Raw genomic sequence first — 18333 nt, forward strand, 5'->3', positions numbered from 1 at the left:
CCTACGACCAACCCGCCTCACCGTCAACCCACACCACCGCCGGATTTAACGAACTACCGGTAGGGCAAGGACCGTACCGGTGCCTCGGGGCCATCCCTTGACACGGTGGGCGTGAGGGACTGATCAGGTGATCCGGCCGGCGGTCGCCGGCTTGGCTGAGTGGATCCCTCCAGCGAGGAACCACTTGGCGTCTACGCCGGTGTCAGCCTGCTCCTGCTCCCGTACTCGCCCTTACACTCCCGCCGGTACTCGAAGAAGCGTGGACGTCGGCCAAAGTGGTGGCCAGGGTCTGCCAGATATGGGCCGACAGGTCGAGGTTCTTCGAGTCCGCGGCCTGGCGGCCGAGCTCTTGCAGAGTGGCGATGCCGTCGTCGACGCTGCCCGCCAGGATCATGAGCCGGCCGTGGAGGACCGACAGCCGTACCTTGTCCCGGTAGGACAGTCGCAGGTCGCTCTCGGACAGGAGGGCGTGGCTCAGTGCGCGGGCTTCGTCCAACTCGCCCTTGTGGAAAGCGAGATGGGCCTGGAGCGCGCGTAGCTCCTGTCTCTGCAGGGGAGTGCCGATCACGGGCAGGACGGATGCGGCCTCGCTCAGCCAGCGCTCGGCTGCGTCCACATGCGGCGGCGACATCTGCAGCGCGGCGGCGGTGGCGGCTGCCCGCAGCCAGGCCCAAAAAGCCACGTCGGGCTGGCACTGCGGAAGTTGCAGGGCCTGCTCCAGTCTGGACCGGGCGGTGGCGTGGTCGCCCTGGCGGTTGCTGACCACGGCAGCCGTCCACAGCGCCTCGGCGGCCTGGGCCGGCCCGGCCTCGGGCAGCAGGTCCCGCTCCAGCTCCTTGACATGCCGCCCAGCCGTTTCGATCCGGCCGAGTTCCGTCTCGATGCTGATCAGCACCATCAGGGCCGCCATGGTGTCGGACACCGGCAGTTGCTCGGCGCGTGCGATCGACAGCGCCTCCCGGGCCGCCGGTTCCGCCCTGTGCATGTCACCCAGCGCGCGCAGGCAGCGTGCGTACTGGACGTGCGACCGTACCCGGAGTTCCGCTGCCTGCAACAGGCCGCTGAGCTCGATGGCCTCCAGGAGCCGGACGCGCTCGCGCTCGTGGTCACCGTCGCGGCCGTGGGCGCGGCTCAGCAGCCACAGAGCCTGCCAGCGCGCTGCGGGATCTTCACGCGTGTCCTCCTCGACCGCACGGCTGAGCGCCGCCGTTTCGTCCGTGCTGGACGGTGCTGACGCCACGGCGGCCAGTACCTCGGTCAGGGACCTGCGCTCCGAGGGCCCGGCCAGTGCCGACTCTTCGACGCCGAGCCGCTGGGCGAGGTAGGCCACGGCCCGTTCGGTCGGGGGCCGTTCACCCGATTCCAAGCGTGACAGGTAAGCCGTCGACAGGCCTTCTCCAACGAGACCGGCCTGGCTCATGCCCCGTTCCAGCCGGAGTCTCCTCAGGCGGCGGCCGAAGTACGGCTGCTCAAGCATCTCCTCCCCCTCAGGTGTGCGGTCCGCGGGGCCTTTTGTACCGGCTCGTTCGGCGGACGCGTGGAGTTGTCAACATTTTACGAAGCGGCCCGAAGGGCGGCAAGCCAATACGCGCTAGTCGACTGCCCTGGTCAGGTCTTGCGCCGGTCGGTCGGTGCGTCTGCCGGCCAGTAACCGTGCGTGCCGAAAGTACGTCAGCCGCAAGGGAGTTGACAGGTTGCCCACATCGCTTGGCAAACTCTTGTCAAGGGAAGTGGCGCCCTTTAATCTCGAAGCGATGGTGCCGTCCTGACGCGATGTCCCCCTACTCGTCTCATGGAGGTATTCGTGCTGTGTCATGCCCGACCGGGCTCCTCGCGAAAGCCAACCATCCGGCTGGTCATGGCCACCGGTTCCGCGCCGCCCCGGGGAGGAGCGGCGAACCTGGCGCTGCAGGCGTTCGAATGCCCGGGTCCCGGCGCTGCGGCCCCGGTCGCGGCTGCGCTGCCGGGCGGCGTCATGGCAGAAGTCGACGGTGAGATCGAATGGTCCTGACAACGTTATCTACGTGACAACGTCGTCGAGGCGTCGGCCGCCCGGCGCCGAGGCCCCCCTCCAGCTCCGACCCGGAAATCCGGCGCCCGTTGCCGGTCTGCCCGGGGCGACGCGGAACACCAGGCTCCCCGCCACCGACGGGGTGGCGCGCCTTGACCGGACACCCGCCGACACCCAGGCGCCTGCACACCCGGTCCACTCCGCGATCGCACCCTTCCCAGCCCCCACGAGCAGGAACAAGGACGGTACGTCCGTGGCGACCACGAGTTTCCCCGACGCCTCGCCCCGCAAGAAGCACCACACCGCACAGCCGGCCCCCCGCGCACCCCGCGACATCATCCCAAGGAGCGCACCGCGCGGTGCCGCGTCACGGGATGCCTGCACAGCCCACGTGTCCCCGGCGGACCTGACCGTCAGGGGGGCCGATCCTGCATTCGCCCGTCAATTCGGCCTCGGGATGGACGAGATACGCGGATCAAGCCTTCTCGACCTCCTCCGCCCCGCCATTCCCGCACGGCTGGAGGAACAGTTCGCCGCGCTTTCCTCGGGTCAGCGGCGACGGTTCACGGAAAGAGTGACGGGCCGGGACAGCGCCGGTCTGGCCTTTTCCGCGGAAGTCACCGGGACCGCCGTCAGAAAACCCTCAGGTGAAATAACCGGTGTCATCGTCCTGTTGCACCGCACGAGAGAAACGCGGCGCAACGAGGACGAACCGGTGCCCTCCGGCGCACCCGTGCTCAGCGCCCTCGATGCACAGGTTCTGGAGGGTGTGGCCAGTGGTGAGTCCACCGCGCAGCTGGCCTCCCGCCTCTATCTGAGCCGCCAGGGGATCGAGTACCGCGTCGGACAGATGTTGCGGAGGTTCGACGCCCCGAACCGTCCCGCCCTTGTGGCGCGTGCGCACGCGCTAGGGATGTTCGCCGCCGGCCAGTGGCCGCCGCGCGTCCTTCCGGAGCGCGTGAAGCAGAAATAGTCGAGAATGGGACGTAGTACGGCGACGGGGCCCACGGGCCCCGTCGCCGCTCACCCGGCCGGCGTCGCCCCGGTGCCGGCCCGGCGAAAGCCCGCTCGTCCGCGTCACGCCGCCGAGGGCTGCCACGCCTCCTGGAACCGGCGGCGGGCACGGAACAGGCGGGAACGGACCGTGCCCACAGGCAGGGCCAGGACCTCGGCCATCTCCTCCTCGTTGAGCCCGTAGGCGCGCAGGGTCAGGACCTGCCGGTGCGCCTGGGACAGCCGCTCCAGCACGTCGCTGATGTGCACCGCGTCCAGCGGGTTCGCCTCTTGGCGGGACTCCATCTGCGAGCAGGTCCGCTCCTCGCCGTAGCGCTTGGCGGTGCGGACCGCCTCGCGGATCGTCACCGAGCGCACCCAGCCGTAGAACGCCGCCGGTTCCCGCAGCGTGCCCAGGCCGCGGTAGATGGCGAGCAGCGCCTCCTGCATGGCGTCGGCACCGTCGTCATGGGTGACGGAGCGGCAGATGCGGGCGACGTAGGGCGTGATGGAGGTGAGCAGGTGGTTCATGGCGTCCTCGTCGCCCGACTGGGCTCGGGGGAGCAGCGTCAGAGGGGAGGGGAGTTCGCTGACGGTGGTCATGTCGGGGAATGCTCCTTGTCGCGCCGGGTCGGGGTGCGTGAGCGGCGGGGTGGTGCTCAGCCCGCGGCCGCGTGGGCGGGCTCGGCCCCCGCCGCGGTCACGAAGGCGAGGAGTCCGCTGCGCACGTCGTCGCGGAAGGCCCGTACGAAGGACGAGGTGAAGCAGGCGGTGTAGTAGGGGAACTCGATGGCGAGCCGGCCGTCGAAGGAGACCACGCACGCCATGACGGGGCTACGGCCCGCCTGCGGGAAGTAGTGCTCGCGGGCCGGCACCAGGCGGACGTCGACCGCCCGCAGTCCGTCCGGCAGCCGGGGGCCGGGGACGACACCCATGTTGGTGGCGATCACCGTCGCCAGTTGCAGTGCGGGGTTCCGGGGGATCTCCGGCGTGATGCGCATCTCGTGGAAATGGTCGCCGCGGGAGATGAAGTCGGTGAGACGCGCGTGGACGGTGCGCGCCGTCTCCATCGGGTCCGAGACCTCGGACACCTCAAGAGTCTGCAGGTGGGTGGTGACCGCGGGCACCATGGCGGACACGGGAAGCGGCGGGGACAGCCGGGAGCGCAGGTCGACGGGGGAGAGACAACCGAGGGTGCGGGGACCGGCGCCGTCCAGGCGCCGCCTGGCCGCGGCCAACAGGCTCGCGGCGACCAGTGCGTGCACGGAGACGCCGGATCGGCGTGCCGTGTGGCGCAGACCGGTGGTGAGTTCCGTGTCCAGGGTCAGCCGGCACACTTCAATGTGCCCGTCACCGTCCGCTCCCGCGTCGGCCCCGTGGCCGGCCTCGGACGGACCCTGCACGTCGTACGGCACCAGGTCGACCGGGTGGCGCCTCACGGCCTCGACACGGCCGTCGAGGTATGCGGCCGTGGCGGCCTCGTCCGCCGCGGGCAACAACACGCTGACCGGTTGCGGCCATTGGGGCGGGACGGAACCGGCGGAGGCGGTGGACGCGTCGATGCGTCCTCCTTCCACCAGCGTCCGGTAGTGGTCCCAGAGCGCGTTGTGCAGGGCGATGCTGCTGTGGCCGTCCGTGACGGTGTGGTCCACCATCAGGAAGAACGTGTGGTGCTCGCCGTCCGGTGCGCTGACCAGGACCGCACGGCTCAGCGGACCGCCCACGCGCAGGGGGCTGTTGAGCTCCTCGGCGTAGGCCTCCTCCTGATCGCCGGTGCGGGCGACCAGCCGGGGCCGATCGTCCCCGTCCAGCAGACGCAGTGCGTGGCCCGTGCCGTCCGGCACGATGCGCGACCGCAGTGTCGGGTTGGCCTCCGTCACGGCATCGAACGCGGCCGACAGCGCCTCGACCTCGACGCGTCCGCGCAGGGAGCAGGAGAGGAACGCCCTGCTTCTCTGTCCCACGTAGAGCGACTCGACCGGACACAGCGTACGGTCCATGCCGTCAGCCTTCCTTCCGTCGTCCATTCCTGTTCCCTTTCGGATTCCCGCGGCCCGGCAGCGGCCTGCTTCCGGCGGCCCGTGGGATCGGGGGCCTGTTCCGAGAGTGCACCGGGAAGCACGGCCGAATCCATTCGAGAGCCCGTGTCCAAGCGAATTCGCTTGTTTTCCCTAAAGGTTGGTTTGAAACAGGAACTCGCGCCGGAACTCCCCCGCGCCGCACGGGCCGGCCTTCTGACGCCCAACGCATCGACTTCGTGGCGTCGTGCGGATCGACTCCCTCGTACCGCGCGAATTAGGGAAACACCTGAATTGCCGTCCGGAGGCCCGGTCCCGGCTTGACCCGGTCGGCTCCGGCATTCCACCGTGAGGTGCTGTGAATCCGGGGCAGGGCGACGCGGTTCGCCGAGCCCCCAGGTGTGCGACCTCCCTTCTCCGCCTCGTGGGCCGGCCCGACGCGTACACACAGGCGCGGGCGGCACGGAGCGGTGGCCGCACCCGTCCGATCCGGCCGGGCCTTCGCCGTCCGGGACACCTACGGCTCGTCACGTGAGGGTTGTGCCATGTCACTGCAGGAGGACGAACGTCGACCGCTGTCCGGGGCCCAGGAGGGTCTCTGGTACGCCGGGCGCCTCGCACCGGACAGCGCCGCGTACAACACCGCGGAAGCGGTGGAGATCCACGGGCCCCTCGACACCGGCCTGTTCGAGAGCGCGCTGCGGCGCACCGTCGCCGAAGCCGACACCTTCGCCCTGCGCTTCGCCGACACCGACGACGGCCCCCGGTGCCACCTTGCCCGGGACGCCGACGACTGGCCCCTGCACCGGGCCGACGTCAGCGACGCCCAAGATCCCGGGGCCGCCGCATGGGACCGGATCCGCACGGACCTCGCGGCCCCCGTCGACCTGGACAAGGGCCCGCTGTTCTCGCACACCCTGCTGACCCTGGCCCCCGACCGCTTCATCTGGCTGCTGCGGGCCCATCACATCCTGCTGGACGGCTACAGTTACAAGCTTCTCGGGCGGCGCCTGGCCGAGACGTACAACGCGCTGGCCGAAGGACGGGACCCGGACCCCTCCGGCTTCGCGCCGGTGGGCCGGCTCCTGGCGGAGGAACAGGTCTACCGCGCCTCCGAGCGGTACGCCCGCGACCGTGCCCACTGGGCGAAGCGCCTGGCCGGGCTGCCGGAGCCCGTGCGGCTCACCTCCCGGTCGGCCGCCGCCACCGCACCCTTCCTGCGCCGCACCGCCGAACTGGACCCTGCCGAGACCGGCGCCCTCGACGCGGCGGCAGCTCGCTTCGGCGTCTCGCGCACCGACCTGCTGGCCGCCGCCACCGCCGGGTACCTGCACCGGATGACCGGCGCCGGGGACGTGGTGCTGGGCCTGGCCACGATGAGCCGCCTCGGCAGCGCCGCCCTGCGCACCCCCGGCACCGCCTCCGACGTCCTGCCGCTGCGCGTGGCCGCCGCCCCCGGCACGCCCGTCCGGGACCTGGTACAGGCCGTCGCGGACGAGTTGAAGGCTCTGCGACGGCACCAGCGTTACCGCGGCGAGTACCTGCGCCGCGACCTGGGCCTGCTGGGCACCGGGCGCCGGCTGTACGGACCGGTCCTCAACATCGTCCCGTTCGACGAGTCACCGGTCTTCGGCGGCCACCCCACCACCTGGCACCACCTGTCCGGCGGCGCGGTCGACGACCTGCAGATCTCGGTGCGCCCCGCAGCCGTGCCCGGCGCACTGTGGCTGGCCTTCGACGCCAACCCCGCCCTGTACGAGGAGGACGAACTCGCCCTGCACCGGGACCGGTTCCTCACGCTCCTGCGCGAGCTGGCCCGGGCCGAGCCGACCACGCCGCTGCGGGACCTGGACGTCCTGCTGCCCGGCGAACACCCCCGCGACACCCCCGTACGCACGTGTGCGGCCGAGCGGACCCTCACCGAACTCTTCGAGGAGCGGGCGGCGTCCGCGCCCGGCCGGACCGCCGTCACCTGCGGGGATGAACAGCTCACCTACGTCGAACTCAACCGCGAGGCCAACCGGCTGGCCCGGCTGCTGACCGAACGCGGCGCCGGCCCGGGCCGCGTGGTCGCGCTGGCCCTGGAGCGCGGCGCCCGGCTGCTGCCCGCCCTGCTGGCCGTCCTCAAGACCGGCGCGGCCTACCTCCCGCTGGATCCCGGCCATCCGGCCGAGCGGCTGCGGCTGGTCGTCGAGGACGCGGCGCCCGTCGCCCTCGTCACCGAGCGCGCCCACGCCCGACTCGCCGGGGACACGCTCCCCGCCGTCCTCCTGGACGACCCGGAGGTCACGGCGGACCTCGCCGGCCGCCGCGCCGATGATCTGACCGACGCCGACCGGCGCGGACCGACCGACCCCTCCGACACCGCGTACATCATCCACACCTCCGGTTCCACCGGCCGACCCAAGGGCGTGCCCGTCCCGCACGCCAACGTCATGCGGCTGTTCGCCGCGACCGCGGAGCACTTCGACTTCGGCGCGGACGACGTGTGGACGCTCTTCCACTCCTACGCCTTCGACTTCTCCGTCTGGGAGATCTGGGGCGCCCTGCTGCACGGCGGCCGCCTGGTCGTCGTCCCGTATGCCGTCAGCCGCTCACCGAGGGACTTCCTGGAACTGCTGCACCGCGAGGGCGTCACCGTCCTCAACCAGACGCCGTCCGCGTTCGAGCAGCTGATCGACGCGGACGCAGAACGGACCGGGGACGGCGGCGTACCGAGCAGCGGCGCCCTGCGCCATGTCGTCTTCGGCGGCGAGGCCCTCGACCCGGTACGCCTGCGCCCCTGGGCCGACCGGCACGGTCTGGACCGTCCGGCACTGGTCAACATGTACGGCATCACCGAGACCACCGTGCACGTCACCCACCACCGCATCACCCGGGCCGACCTGGACGACCCGCGCCGCGGCAGCGTCATCGGCACCCCGCTCGCCGACCTGCGCGTCCACCTGCTCGACCCCGCCGGACAGCCGGTGCCGCCGGGCGCGACCGGCGAGATGTACGTCTCCGGCGCCGGGGTGGCCGCCGGCTACCTCAACCGGCCCGACCTGACGGCCGAGCGCTTCATGGAGGACCCCTTCGGCCCGCCCGGCACCCGCATGTACCGCTCGGGCGATCTGGCGCGCCGCCGCCCCGACGGCACGCTCGACTACCTGGGCAGGGCCGACGCCCAGGTACAGATCCGCGGCTTCCGCGTCGAGCCCGGCGAGATCGAGGCCGTCCTCGCCACCCACCCGCACGTCGCCCGGGCCGCTGTGGTGGCCCGCCGCGCCGACAACGGGGCCCACCAGCTCGTCGCCTACACGGTCCTGACGGGCGACGGCCCGGTGGACCCCGCCGAACTGCGCGCCCACGCCGCCGCCCACCTGCCCGAACACATGGTCCCGGCCGCCTGCGTCCCCATGGACACGCTGCCACTGACCGCCAACGGCAAGCTCGACGTCCGGGCCCTGCCCGCACCGGACTTCACCGCCCAGGCGTCCGGCAGCCGCCCCCGCACACCCCAGCAGGCGGCGGTCTGCACCCTGTTCGAGGACGTGCTGAAGCTGCCCGGCGACAGTGTGGGCACCGACGCGAACTTCTTCGACCTCGGCGGCGACTCCCTGCTCGCCACCCGCCTGCTCGCCCGGCTGCGGCATGAGACGGGCGCCGAGATCCCCATCACGGTCCTGTTCGACACGCCGACACCGGCCGCCCTCGCCCGGCGGCTCGACGCACGGTCCGGCGCCGCGCTGCCCCGGCCCGCCCTCGGTGACGTCGTGCGCCCGGAGCGCGTGCCGCTGTCCTTCGCCCAGGAACGCATGTGGTTCCTCAACCGGCTCGACGACGGAGCGGCCACCTACAACATCCCCCTCCTCGTCGCCCTGGACGCCGACCTCGACGCCGAGGCACTGGAAGCGGCACTCGGCGACCTGGCCGACCGCCACGAGAGCCTGCGCACGGTCGTTGCCGAGCACGACGGCGTGCCGTACCAGCGGATCATGCCCCCCGGTGCGCTGCGGCCGCGGCTGCGCCGCGTCGACTGCCCCGCGGCGGAGACGGCCGCCCACGCCGCCGTGGCTGCGCGGCACCGTTTCGACCTGACGGCGGAGAGCCCGCTCGCCGCCTGGCTGCTGGGCACCGGCACCGACCGGAGCCTGCTGCTCGTGCTGCACCACAGTGCGGCCGACGGCTGGTCGCTGCGTCCCTTCGCCGACGACCTGAGCACCGCCTACGCGGCCCGCCGCGCCGGCCGGACCCCGCAGTGGGCCCCGCTGCCGGTGCAGTACGCCGACTACGCGCTGTGGCAGCGCGCCCTGCTGGCCCCCGCACCGCACGGCACCGGCCGGCTGGAACGGCTCACCACCCACTGGCGCACCGCACTGGACGGTCTGCCCGAGGAGTGCACACTGCCTGGCGACCGGCTGCGTCCCGCCGCGCCGCGCGGCGGCGGCGCGCACGTCGAGGCCGTCGTGGACGCCGCCCTGCACCGCGATCTGCTGAGCCTCGCCGACCGCACGAACACCAGCCTGTTCATGGTGCTCCACGCCGCCGTCAGCGCCCTGCTCACCCGCTGCGGCGCCGGCGCGGATATCGTCCTGGGCACCCCGGTCGCGGGCCGTACCGAACCCGCCCTCGACCACCTCGTCGGCCTGCTCACCAACACCGTGGTCCTGCGCGCGGACACCTCCGGCGACCCCGCCTTCCGGGACCTCCTCGGCCGGCTGCGCACCGCCGACCTCGCCGCCCTGGACCACCAGGACCTGCCCTTCGACCGGCTCGTGGAGGAGCTCAACCCGCGCCGCGTGCCCGGCCGCCACCCACTGTTCCAGGTGATGCTGGCCCTGCAGAACAACGAACCCGCCACCCTGGAACTGGACGGCAGGCGGGCCGGGTTGCGGCCCACCGCCACCGGCACCGCCAAGTTCGACCTCTTCGTGGACGTCGCGGAACGCCGTACCCCCGAGGGCGCCCCCGACGGCCTCGCGCTGCACGTCGAGTACGCCACCGACCTGTACGACACCGGCACGGCCGAGGCGTTCGCCGCGGCCCTGCACGAGGTCCTGCGCATCGTGTGCGCCGATCCCGGCGTCCGCGTCGGGCAGCTGCCGACGCTTACCGGGCGCGCCCCCGCCCCCGGCCTGGCCCCGGCGGACCTCGCGGAACTGGAGGACGCGGCCCGGTCCGTGGCCGGCATCCGTGACGCCCGCGCCCTGCCCGGCGACGACGACGGCGGCGCGCCGCGCCTGTACGTGGTGCCCGGACGGGCGGACGCCGCGGAACGCGTCGAGGACGTCCTGGCCCGTGCGGGCCGGGAGACGGTCCGTGTCACGGCGGTCAACGTGCTCCCCCTCGACACCGACGGCGCCCTCGACACCGAGGCGCTGCGCGTGCTGCCCGCCGTCGACCGCACCGCCGCCGGGGCATGGCGGGAACGGCTGGCCCGCGTCCCCGGCGTCACCACCGTGGAGGTGTCGCTGGAGAACACCCCCGAGGAACTGGACCGCCGCCACGCCGGCCTGCCCGGCCGCGGCACCGGGCCCGCCCCGGCCGCCCGGACGGCCGCCATGCCCGGGGCGCCCGCCGTCCCGGCGCTCAGCGAGGGCCCCGCACTGGCCGAACCCTCCGTGCCCGGCTGGGCCGAGGCCCTGCGCCGTGCCGCCGAGCGGGGGCAGGGCGACATCGTCCACGTCCACGCCGACGGCAGCGAACACCGCCGCAGCTACGCCTCCCTGATCCCCGAGGCGTCCCGCGTCCTGGCCGGCCTGCGCCGGGCGGGCCTGCGCCCCGGCGACCAGGTCATCTTCCAGTGCGACGCGACGGAGGACTTCCTCGCCGTGCTGTGGGGCTGCGTCCTCGGCGGTTTCGTCGCCGTCCCGCTGACCGTCCCCGCCTCCTACGACACGCCCTCGGCGGCGCTGACCAAGCTGGAGGGCATCTGGCGGATGCTCGGCCGGCCCTGGATCGTGTGCTCCGCGGACCGGGAGGCCGGGCTGCGCGACCTCGCCGCCCGGCAGGACTGGCCCGGGCTGCGGCTCACCACGGCCGACGCGCTGCGCGAGGCGCCCGAGGACCACGACTGGTACGCCGCCGGGCCCGACGACCTCATCCTGATGCTGATGACGTCCGGCAGCACGGGCCTGCCCAAAGCGGTGCGGCTCACCCACCGCAACGTGCTGACCCGCTCCGCCGCCACCGAGCAGCTCAACGGACTGGGCCCGGCGGACGTCTCCCTCAACTGGATCCCGCTCGACCACGTCACCGGAGTGGTGATGTTCCACCTGCGGGACGTGTATCTGGGCTGCCGCCAGATCCACGCTCCGACCTCCTGGATCCTGCAGGACCCGCTGCGCTGGATGGACCTCGCCGACCGGCACCGGGTGACCGTGACCTGGGCGCCCAACTTCGCCTTCGGACTGCTGGCGGAGCAGTCCCACCGGTTTGCGGACCGCACCTGGGATCTGTCGCCGATGCGGCTGGTGATGAACGCGGGCGAGGTCGTCGTCGCGCAGGCCGCCCGCCGGTTCCTGCACACGCTCGAACCCTTCGGTCTGCCGCAGGACGTGATGCATCCGGGCTGGGGGATGTCGGAGACCTGCTCGGTGGTCACCGACGCCGTCCTGTCCGGACAACCCGTGGACGGCGAGGGCACGTTCGTCAGCTGCGGACGCCCCTACCCGGGGTTCGCCATGCGGATCGTCGACGAGCAGGGCACCCTCCTCAAGGAGGGTGAGGCGGGCCGGTTCCAGGTCCGCGGCACCTCCGTGACCGGCGGCTACCACGACAACCCGGCCGCCAACGCGGAGGCGTTCACCGACGACGGCTGGTTCGACACGGGCGACCTGGCGTTCCTGCGCGACGGCGAGCTCTACATCACAGGCCGCGTCAAGGACGTCATCATCGTCAACGGCGTCAACCACTACAGCCACGAGATCGAGGCCTGTGTGGAGGAACTGCCGCATGTGGTGCGCAGTTACACCGCCGCGGTCGCCGTGCGCTCCGACCCCTCGTCGCCCACCGACGAACTGGCCCTGTTCTTCCACCTCACCTCCGAGGCCGCCGAACGGGACACGGCGGGCGCTCTGCGCGAGATCGCCGGCAAGGTGACCCGGGAGATCGGTGTCAGCCCCGCCTTCCTGGTCCCGGTCGCGGCGGACGCCATCCCCAAGACCGAGATCGGCAAGATCCAGCGCACCAAGCTGCGCAAGGGTTTCGAGGCTGGCGACTTCGACGAGGAGGTCCGCGGCGCCCAGCTGCTGCTGGGCGGCGCCGCCACCGTGCCCGACTGGTTCCTGCGCCCCGTGTGGCAGCGCGCGGAACTCCCCGCCCGCGGCGCGGCGCCCCGCGGCCGGCACACCGTCGTGCTGGCCGGCCGCGACCCGCACGTCCAGCGCCTCGCCGGACGGCTCGCCGACGCGCTGCGCTCCGGCGGCGGCCTGTGCACCGTGGTGACCGACGGGTCGTCGTACGGCCAGCTCGACGCCGCCCGCTACCGCGTCCGGCCCGCCGAGCAGAGCGACTTCACCGAACTGCTCACGCACCTGGAACGCGACCGGCGCCCCGTCGACGCGGTCCTGCACCTCGACGGGCTGCGCGGCGCCGAAGCCCTCCGGACGGCGCCGGCCGAAGGGCCCGCCGCGCAACCGGCGCAGCCCGGCGCGGCCGGCACGGGAACGCCGCCGTACGACACCACCGCCACGGAAGGACTGCTCGCCCTCGCCCGCGCCCTCGCCGCCCGGCCCGGCCGGCCGCGGCCCGTCGACCTCGTGTACGTGACCGCGGGCGCCCAGGGCGTACGCCCCGGGGACCGCCCGCACCCGGCGCACGCCATGGTGGGCGCCCTGCTCAAGTCGCTGGGCGAGGAGTCCGGCCGGCTGCGCGGCACGCACCTGGACCTCGCGCCGTACGACGGCGAGGACCCGCTGCCCGTCCTGCTGGCCGAGGCGGGGGCGGCGGCGGACGACGCGGAGGTGGCGTACCGCGACGGACGCCGTCACGTACGCCGGCTCGCGCCCCTGCCCGACACGCCGCCCCGCACCGAGCCGCCCGCGCGCGACGGCTTCACCCTGCTCACCGGCGGCCTGGGCGGCGTCGGCGGCGAGGTCGCAGCCCACCTGCTGCGCACGCCCGGAACCCGGCTGCTGGTCGTCGGCCGCACACCGCAGGCCGAACTCGACGCGGACGCGGGCGAATTGGACCGCGGGCAGATCCTGCGGAAGCTGCGCGAGGCGGGCGACGTCCGCTACGCCTGCGCCGACGTCACCGACGAAGACCAGCTGCGGGCCGCGGTCGACACGGCCGCCGAGGCCTGGGGGGTACCGCTCACGTCGGTGCTGCACCTGGCCGGAGCCCTCGTCGAACGGCCCGTGGACGACCTGGACGCCGCCACCTGGCGCCGGGCACTGGCGGCGAAGGCGCGCGGCGCGTGGACGCTGCACCGGCTCACCGCGGACCACCCGGTCGGCTCCTTCGTCCTGTTCTCCTCGGTGAACGGCTACTTCGGCGGTGCCATGAACGCCGCCTACGCCGCCGCCAACGCCTACCTGGACGCCCTCGCCCAGCACCGGCGCGGCCTCGGCCTGCCCGCGCAGTCCCTGGCCTGGAGCATGTGGCGCGAGCGCGGAACGAGCCGCGGCTACCGGCTCACCGCCCTCACCGAGGCCCGCGGCTACCGGCTGCTGGACGCCCCCGCCGCGCTGCGCTCGTACGACCTGGCCCGCACCCTGGACGAGCCGCACCTGCTGATCGGCGCCGACCGCACCGTCCCCTGGGTCCGCAGCCACGTGGTGGCCCCGGTCCGCCAGGTGCGCCGCCCGGCCGCCCGCGTCGCACTGGAGGACGGCGCCGACCTGGGCGCCCTGTACCGCGCGGCGGCCGACAGCGCCCGCGCCGCGGGACTGGGCGAGGACTGGACCCTGCGTTCGGCGGGCACCACCGCACGGCGGGACCGGGCGGACGCGGGGGAGGACCTGCGACGGCTGGAGAACCGGCTCGCCGAGGTGTGGTGCGGCGTTCTGGACCGTGACCGGGTGGGCCGGGACGAGAACTTCTTCGACCTGGGCGGCAACTCCCTGCTGCTCGTCACCGCCCAGAGCGCTGTCAACAGCGCCTTCAGCACCGACCTCTCGGTCATCGACCTGTTCGCCCACCCCACCGTACGGGACCTGGCCCGCCATCTGTCGGCCCGTACCACCGCCGGCACGGGAACGGCCACGGAGCCGCCGGCTCCCGCCGAACCGGCCCGGCGGGAGGCCGCCGCCCCCGCGGCACAGCGGTCCGCCGAGACCGCCCCCGGCGGTCTGGACCGCGCCAAGCAACAAGCACAGCGCCAGCGCGCGGCCCGCGCCCGCCGCGCCGGACGGCACGGGAAGGACCGAGGCCATGCATGACACCACCGCACCGTACGACGCGGCTCCCGATCAGGAGGTGCCCACCGTCGCCGTCATCGGCATGGCGGGCCGCTTCCCCGGCGCCGACGACATCGACACCTTCTGGGACAACCTCGCGGCCGGCCGGGAGTCGGTACGGCCCGTCACCGAGGAGGAGTTCCTCGCCGCCGGCGGCAGGCAGGAGGACCTCGACGACCCCTCGCTCGTGCGCATGGCCTCTGTCGTCGAGGGCATGGACCGCTTCGACGCCGGCTTCTTCGGCTACAGCCCCGCCGAGGCCGCGGTGGTCGACCCCCAGCAGCGGTTGCTGCTGGAGACGGCCTACCACGCCCTGGAGGACGCGGGCCGGTTCCGCGGCGACCGCACGGACGAGGTGTTCGGCGTGTACGCGGGCAGCGGCGACAGCCGCTACTACCCCGCCCACGTGTACCCGAAGTACGCGGGGCAGCCCGGCTCCGTCGAACTCGTGCACGCGGCCACAGCCAACTCCCTCGGCACGCTCGCCACCCGCATCTCCTACGAACTGGGCCTCACCGGGCCGAGCGTGTCCCTGCAGACGGCCTGCTCCACCGCGCTCGTCGCCGTGCACACCGCCTGCCAGGACCTCCTCGACCACCTCTGCGACACCGCGCTCGCCGCCGCCGTGTCCCTCAACCCCTCGGCCGCGCTGGGCTACCGGCACGTCCCCGACGGCCCCTTCTCGCCCGACGGCCACTGCCGCGCCTTCGCCGCGGACGCCGCCGGCACCTCCTCGGGCGACGGCGTCGGCGCCGTCGTGCTCAAGCGCCTGGAGGACGCCCTCGCCGACGGCGACCGCATCCGCGCCGTCATCCGCGGCAGCGCCGTCAACAACGACGGCCGCCGCAAGGTCGGATTCAGCGCGCCCAGTTCGGCCGGGCAGACCGAAGTGATCCTCGCCGCCCAGGCACAGGCCGAGGTCGACGCGGACACCATCGGCCTGATCGAGGCCCACGGCACCGCCACCAAACTCGGCGACCCCATTGAGGTGTCCGCGCTCACCGAGGCGTTCCGGCAGAGCACGGACCGCACCGACTTCTGCGCGCTCGGTTCGGTGAAGACCAACATCGGCCACCTGGGAGCGGCCGCCGGCATCGCGGGGCTCATCAAGGCGATCCTGGCCCTGGAACACCGGCAGATCCCGCCGAACCTGAACTTCGACGAACCCAATCCGCTCATCGACTTCGCCTCGGGACCCTTCCGCGTGCCCACCGCGCTGGAGGACTGGCCCGCGAGCGAGGACCACCCCCGCCGGGCCGCCGTCAGCGCCTTCGGCATCGGCGGCACCAACGCCCACGTCATCCTGGAGGAGGCACCGCCCGCCGCCCCCGCCGCGCCCCGCCCGCCCGAGGACGGACGCCGCCTGGTGCTGCCGCTTTCCGCGCGGACCGCCGGCGCCCTGCGCGGCCAGGCCGACGCACTCACCCGGCACCTCGAACGCCGTCCCGAGCTGCGCCTGGACGACGTCGCGCACTCCCTGCGCACCGAACGGCCCGCGCTGCGCCACCGCCTGGCCGTCACCGCGGCCTCCCGCGAGGAAGCCCTCGACGCCCTGCGCGCCGCCGCCCCGGACACCGCGCCGCCGTCCGGCGACACCGCCCGCGTGGCCTTCCTGCTGCCGGGTGGCGGCACCCAGTACGCCGGCATGGGAGGGGAGCTCTACCGCGACCACGGCGTCTACCGCGACACCGTCGACGAGTGCGCCCGCATCCTGCGGCCGACGCTCGGCGCCGACGTCCGCACCGCCCTGTTCGAGGAGCAACGCCCCGACGACACTGCCGCGTTCCTCGGCCTGGTCGTGACCGAGTACGCCCTGGCCCGCACCCTCATGGACCAGGGGGTGCGCCCGGACGCGCTGATCGGCCACTCGCTCGGCGAATACACGGCGGCCTGCCTGGCCGGGGTCGTCGACCTGGAGGACATGCTCCCCCTGGTCACCGAACGCATCCGGCTCATCAGCTCCGCAGGCGGCGCCACCCTCGGCGTCGCCGCCCCGGCCGAGGACGTACGGCCGCTCCTCGACGACGAGCTGTCCCTGGCCGCGGTGAACGGACCGAACGCCTGCACTGTCGCCGGGCACCTCGACGCCGTCACCCGCTTCGAGGCCGAACTCACCCGCCGGGGCGTCCCGTTCCGCCGTCTGCGCATCCCCGTCGCAGCCCACTCCCACGTCCTGGACCCGGTCCTGCCCGCCTTCGAGGCCCACCTGCGCCAGGTCACCCTGCGCCCGCCGCGGATCCCGTACGTCACCAACGTCACCGGCACCTGGGTCACCGACGAGCAGGCCACCTCCGTACGGCACTGGATCGACCACACCAGGAACACCGTGCGGTTCGCCGACGGCATCAAGGCCCTGTGGGAACGGCAGCACCCCGTGCTGGTGGAGATCGGGCCCGGGGACACCCTGACCAAGCTCGCCACCGGCCGGCTCACCGACGAGACACCCGTGACGGTGACCACCATGCGGCACGCCAAGGCCGAGGCCTGCGACGGCTTCGTCCTCGCGGAGGCGCTGGGCCGGCTGTGGAGCGCGGGCGTGGACAGCGCCCTGCCCCCGGCGCCGGACACGGGCCGGCGGGTCCCGCTGCCGCCATACGCCTTCGACCGCCACCGCCACTGGATCGACGCCCCCGGAGCCCGCACCGGCCCCGCCGCGTCCGACACCCCGGCCGCGGCCCGGACGGGCACGGCCCTCGCCCCGCGGCCCCGGCTGACCACCGAGCACGTGCCGCCGCGCTCCGAACGCGAGCAGGAGGTGACCCGGCTCTGGGAAGAGACGCTCGGCATCGCCGGCATCGGCGTGCACGACAACTTCTTCGACCTCGGCGGCGACTCGATGCGCGCCGTGGTGCTGGCGGGCCGGTTGCGCCAGGCCGGTGTCCTCGACGTACCGGCGGCGCACCTGCTGGCCGCGCCCACGGTGGCCGGCGTCCTCGCCACGTCCGGCGGGGACGAGGGGAACGACGGGGACGACCGGGGCGGGCAGGACGGCCGGGACGCGTCGCGGGCCGCGCCCAGTGCGCTCGGTCCGCTGCTGCCGCTGCGGGCGCAGGGCACCGCCACCCCGCTGTTCTGCATCCACCCCGGCGCGGGCGTGTCCTGGCGCTACACGGGCCTGCTGCCCCACCTGGGCGGCGACCAGCCCGTCCACGGCATCCAGGCGGTCGGCCTCGACGGCACCCGGCCGCCCGCCCCGGGCGCCGCCGCCATGGTCGCCGGCTACCTGGACCTGGTGCGGGAGGTGCAGCCGCAGGGCCCGTACCGGCTGCTGGGCTGGTCCTACGGCGGGTTCGTCGCCCACGCCATGGCCTGCGCGCTGCAGGAGAGCGGCGAACGGGTCGAACTCCTCGCGATGCTCGACGCACCGCAACCGCACGGCACCGTCCACGACCCCGGAGCGGCGGAACGGCAGGTGGCGGCGCTGCTGTCACGGGTGGCCGGGCTGCCGCTCGAACCGGGAGCCGCACCGCCGGACGTCGACACCGTCCTGGAGCGGATCGGCGCCCTCGTCGCCGCCGACCCCGCCTCCTCGCCCGTCACGCGCGAGGAAGCTGCGGCCATCGCCGCCGTCATGCGCAACAACCTGCGCATCGCCCCGCAGTTCACCCCCGGTGTCTTCCACGGGGACGTGCTGTTCTTCAGCGCCACCGAGGAGCAGCCGACCGACTTCCCGGTGGACCTGGCGATGCTGCCGGGCAAGGCCGACAGCTGGCGGCCCCATGTCGACGGCACCCTCCACGACCACCGGGTCCCGTGCGGGCACTACGAGATGACCGAACCCGAGCCGATCGCCCGCATCGGCGAGGTGGTCGCCAAAACACTGCGCGGACCCCACGAGTAGGCCGCCGGGCGGCCCCCGCCCCCGCAGGAGTGACCGCCGGGTGACGCCCGTCCCCGGCCCACCGAGTACGCCCCGACCGTTCAGGAG

Annotated in this window: 7 protein-coding genes; 4 read left to right on the plus strand and 3 right to left on the minus strand. The window is 73.6% G+C overall.

The features are described from left to right. Nucleotides 1-202 precede the first annotated feature (202 nt). Nucleotides 203-1477 carry a helix-turn-helix domain-containing protein gene (locus IE278_RS39800; RefSeq protein WP_189779905.1) on the minus strand — a complete coding sequence of 425 codons (1275 nt, stop codon included), beginning with the start codon at nucleotides 1475-1477 and terminating at the stop codon, nucleotides 203-205. 315 nt (nucleotides 1478-1792) lie between these two features. Here IE278_RS39800 and IE278_RS39805 point away from each other — a divergent pair, with 315 nt between their 5' ends. Together IE278_RS39805 and IE278_RS39810 are read left to right on the plus strand one after the other, a co-directional pair. Next, nucleotides 1793-2011 (plus strand): hypothetical protein, encoded by a 219-nt coding sequence (locus IE278_RS39805; protein WP_189779906.1) that lies wholly within the window; start codon nucleotides 1793-1795, stop codon nucleotides 2009-2011. 391 nt (nucleotides 2012-2402) lie between these two features. Further along, nucleotides 2403-2984, plus strand: a complete 582-nt coding sequence (locus IE278_RS39810; RefSeq protein ID WP_281403213.1) for a PAS domain-containing protein — start codon at nucleotides 2403-2405, stop codon at nucleotides 2982-2984. A gap of 104 nt (nucleotides 2985-3088) precedes the next feature. Here the strand turns inward: IE278_RS39810 and IE278_RS39815 are convergent, their stop codons facing one another. Both IE278_RS39815 and IE278_RS39820 read right to left on the minus strand, forming a co-directional pair. Further along, the gene (locus IE278_RS39815) at nucleotides 3089-3607 is read right to left on the minus strand and encodes an RNA polymerase sigma factor (protein ID WP_189779908.1); all 519 of its coding nucleotides are present in this window, start codon (nucleotides 3605-3607) and stop codon (nucleotides 3089-3091) included. A 56-nt stretch (nucleotides 3608-3663) separates the two neighbouring features. Then, entirely contained in the window at nucleotides 3664-5004 is a 1341-nt protein-coding gene (locus IE278_RS39820; protein WP_189779909.1) for a phthiocerol/phthiodiolone dimycocerosyl transferase family protein, read from the minus strand. Nucleotides 5005-5567: 563 nt separating this feature from the next. Here IE278_RS39820 and IE278_RS39825 point away from each other — a divergent pair. Together IE278_RS39825 and IE278_RS39830 are read left to right on the plus strand one after the other, a co-directional pair. Continuing rightward, nucleotides 5568-14387 (plus strand): non-ribosomal peptide synthetase, encoded by an 8820-nt coding sequence (locus tag IE278_RS39825; RefSeq protein WP_189779910.1) that lies wholly within the window; start codon nucleotides 5568-5570, stop codon nucleotides 14385-14387. Then, nucleotides 14380-18246: a type I polyketide synthase gene (locus IE278_RS39830; RefSeq protein ID WP_189779911.1), complete on the plus strand. Its 3867-nt coding sequence runs from the start codon at nucleotides 14380-14382 to the stop codon at nucleotides 18244-18246. The genes IE278_RS39825 and IE278_RS39830 overlap by 8 nt, the downstream gene beginning before the upstream one ends. Nucleotides 18247-18333: the final 87 nt, after the last annotated feature.

The sequence above is a fragment of the Streptomyces tauricus genome (assembly GCF_014650955.1).
Taxonomy (GTDB): domain Bacteria; phylum Actinomycetota; class Actinomycetes; order Streptomycetales; family Streptomycetaceae; genus Streptomyces; species Streptomyces tauricus.

Coding starts and splice junctions, on each gene's coding strand:
- IE278_RS39800 (WP_189779905.1), bottom strand. CDS start 1,477: ATGCTTGAGCAGCCGTACTTCGGCCGCCGCCTGAGGAGACTCCGGCTG.
- IE278_RS39820 (WP_189779909.1), bottom strand. CDS start 5,004: ATGGACCGTACGCTGTGTCCGGTCGAGTCGCTCTACGTGGGACAGAGA.
- IE278_RS39830 (WP_189779911.1), top strand. CDS start 14,380: ATGCATGACACCACCGCACCGTACGACGCGGCTCCCGATCAGGAGGTG.
- IE278_RS39825 (WP_189779910.1), top strand. CDS start 5,568: ATGTCACTGCAGGAGGACGAACGTCGACCGCTGTCCGGGGCCCAGGAG.
- IE278_RS39815 (WP_189779908.1), bottom strand. CDS start 3,607: ATGACCACCGTCAGCGAACTCCCCTCCCCTCTGACGCTGCTCCCCCGA.
- IE278_RS39805 (WP_189779906.1), top strand. CDS start 1,793: ATGGAGGTATTCGTGCTGTGTCATGCCCGACCGGGCTCCTCGCGAAAG.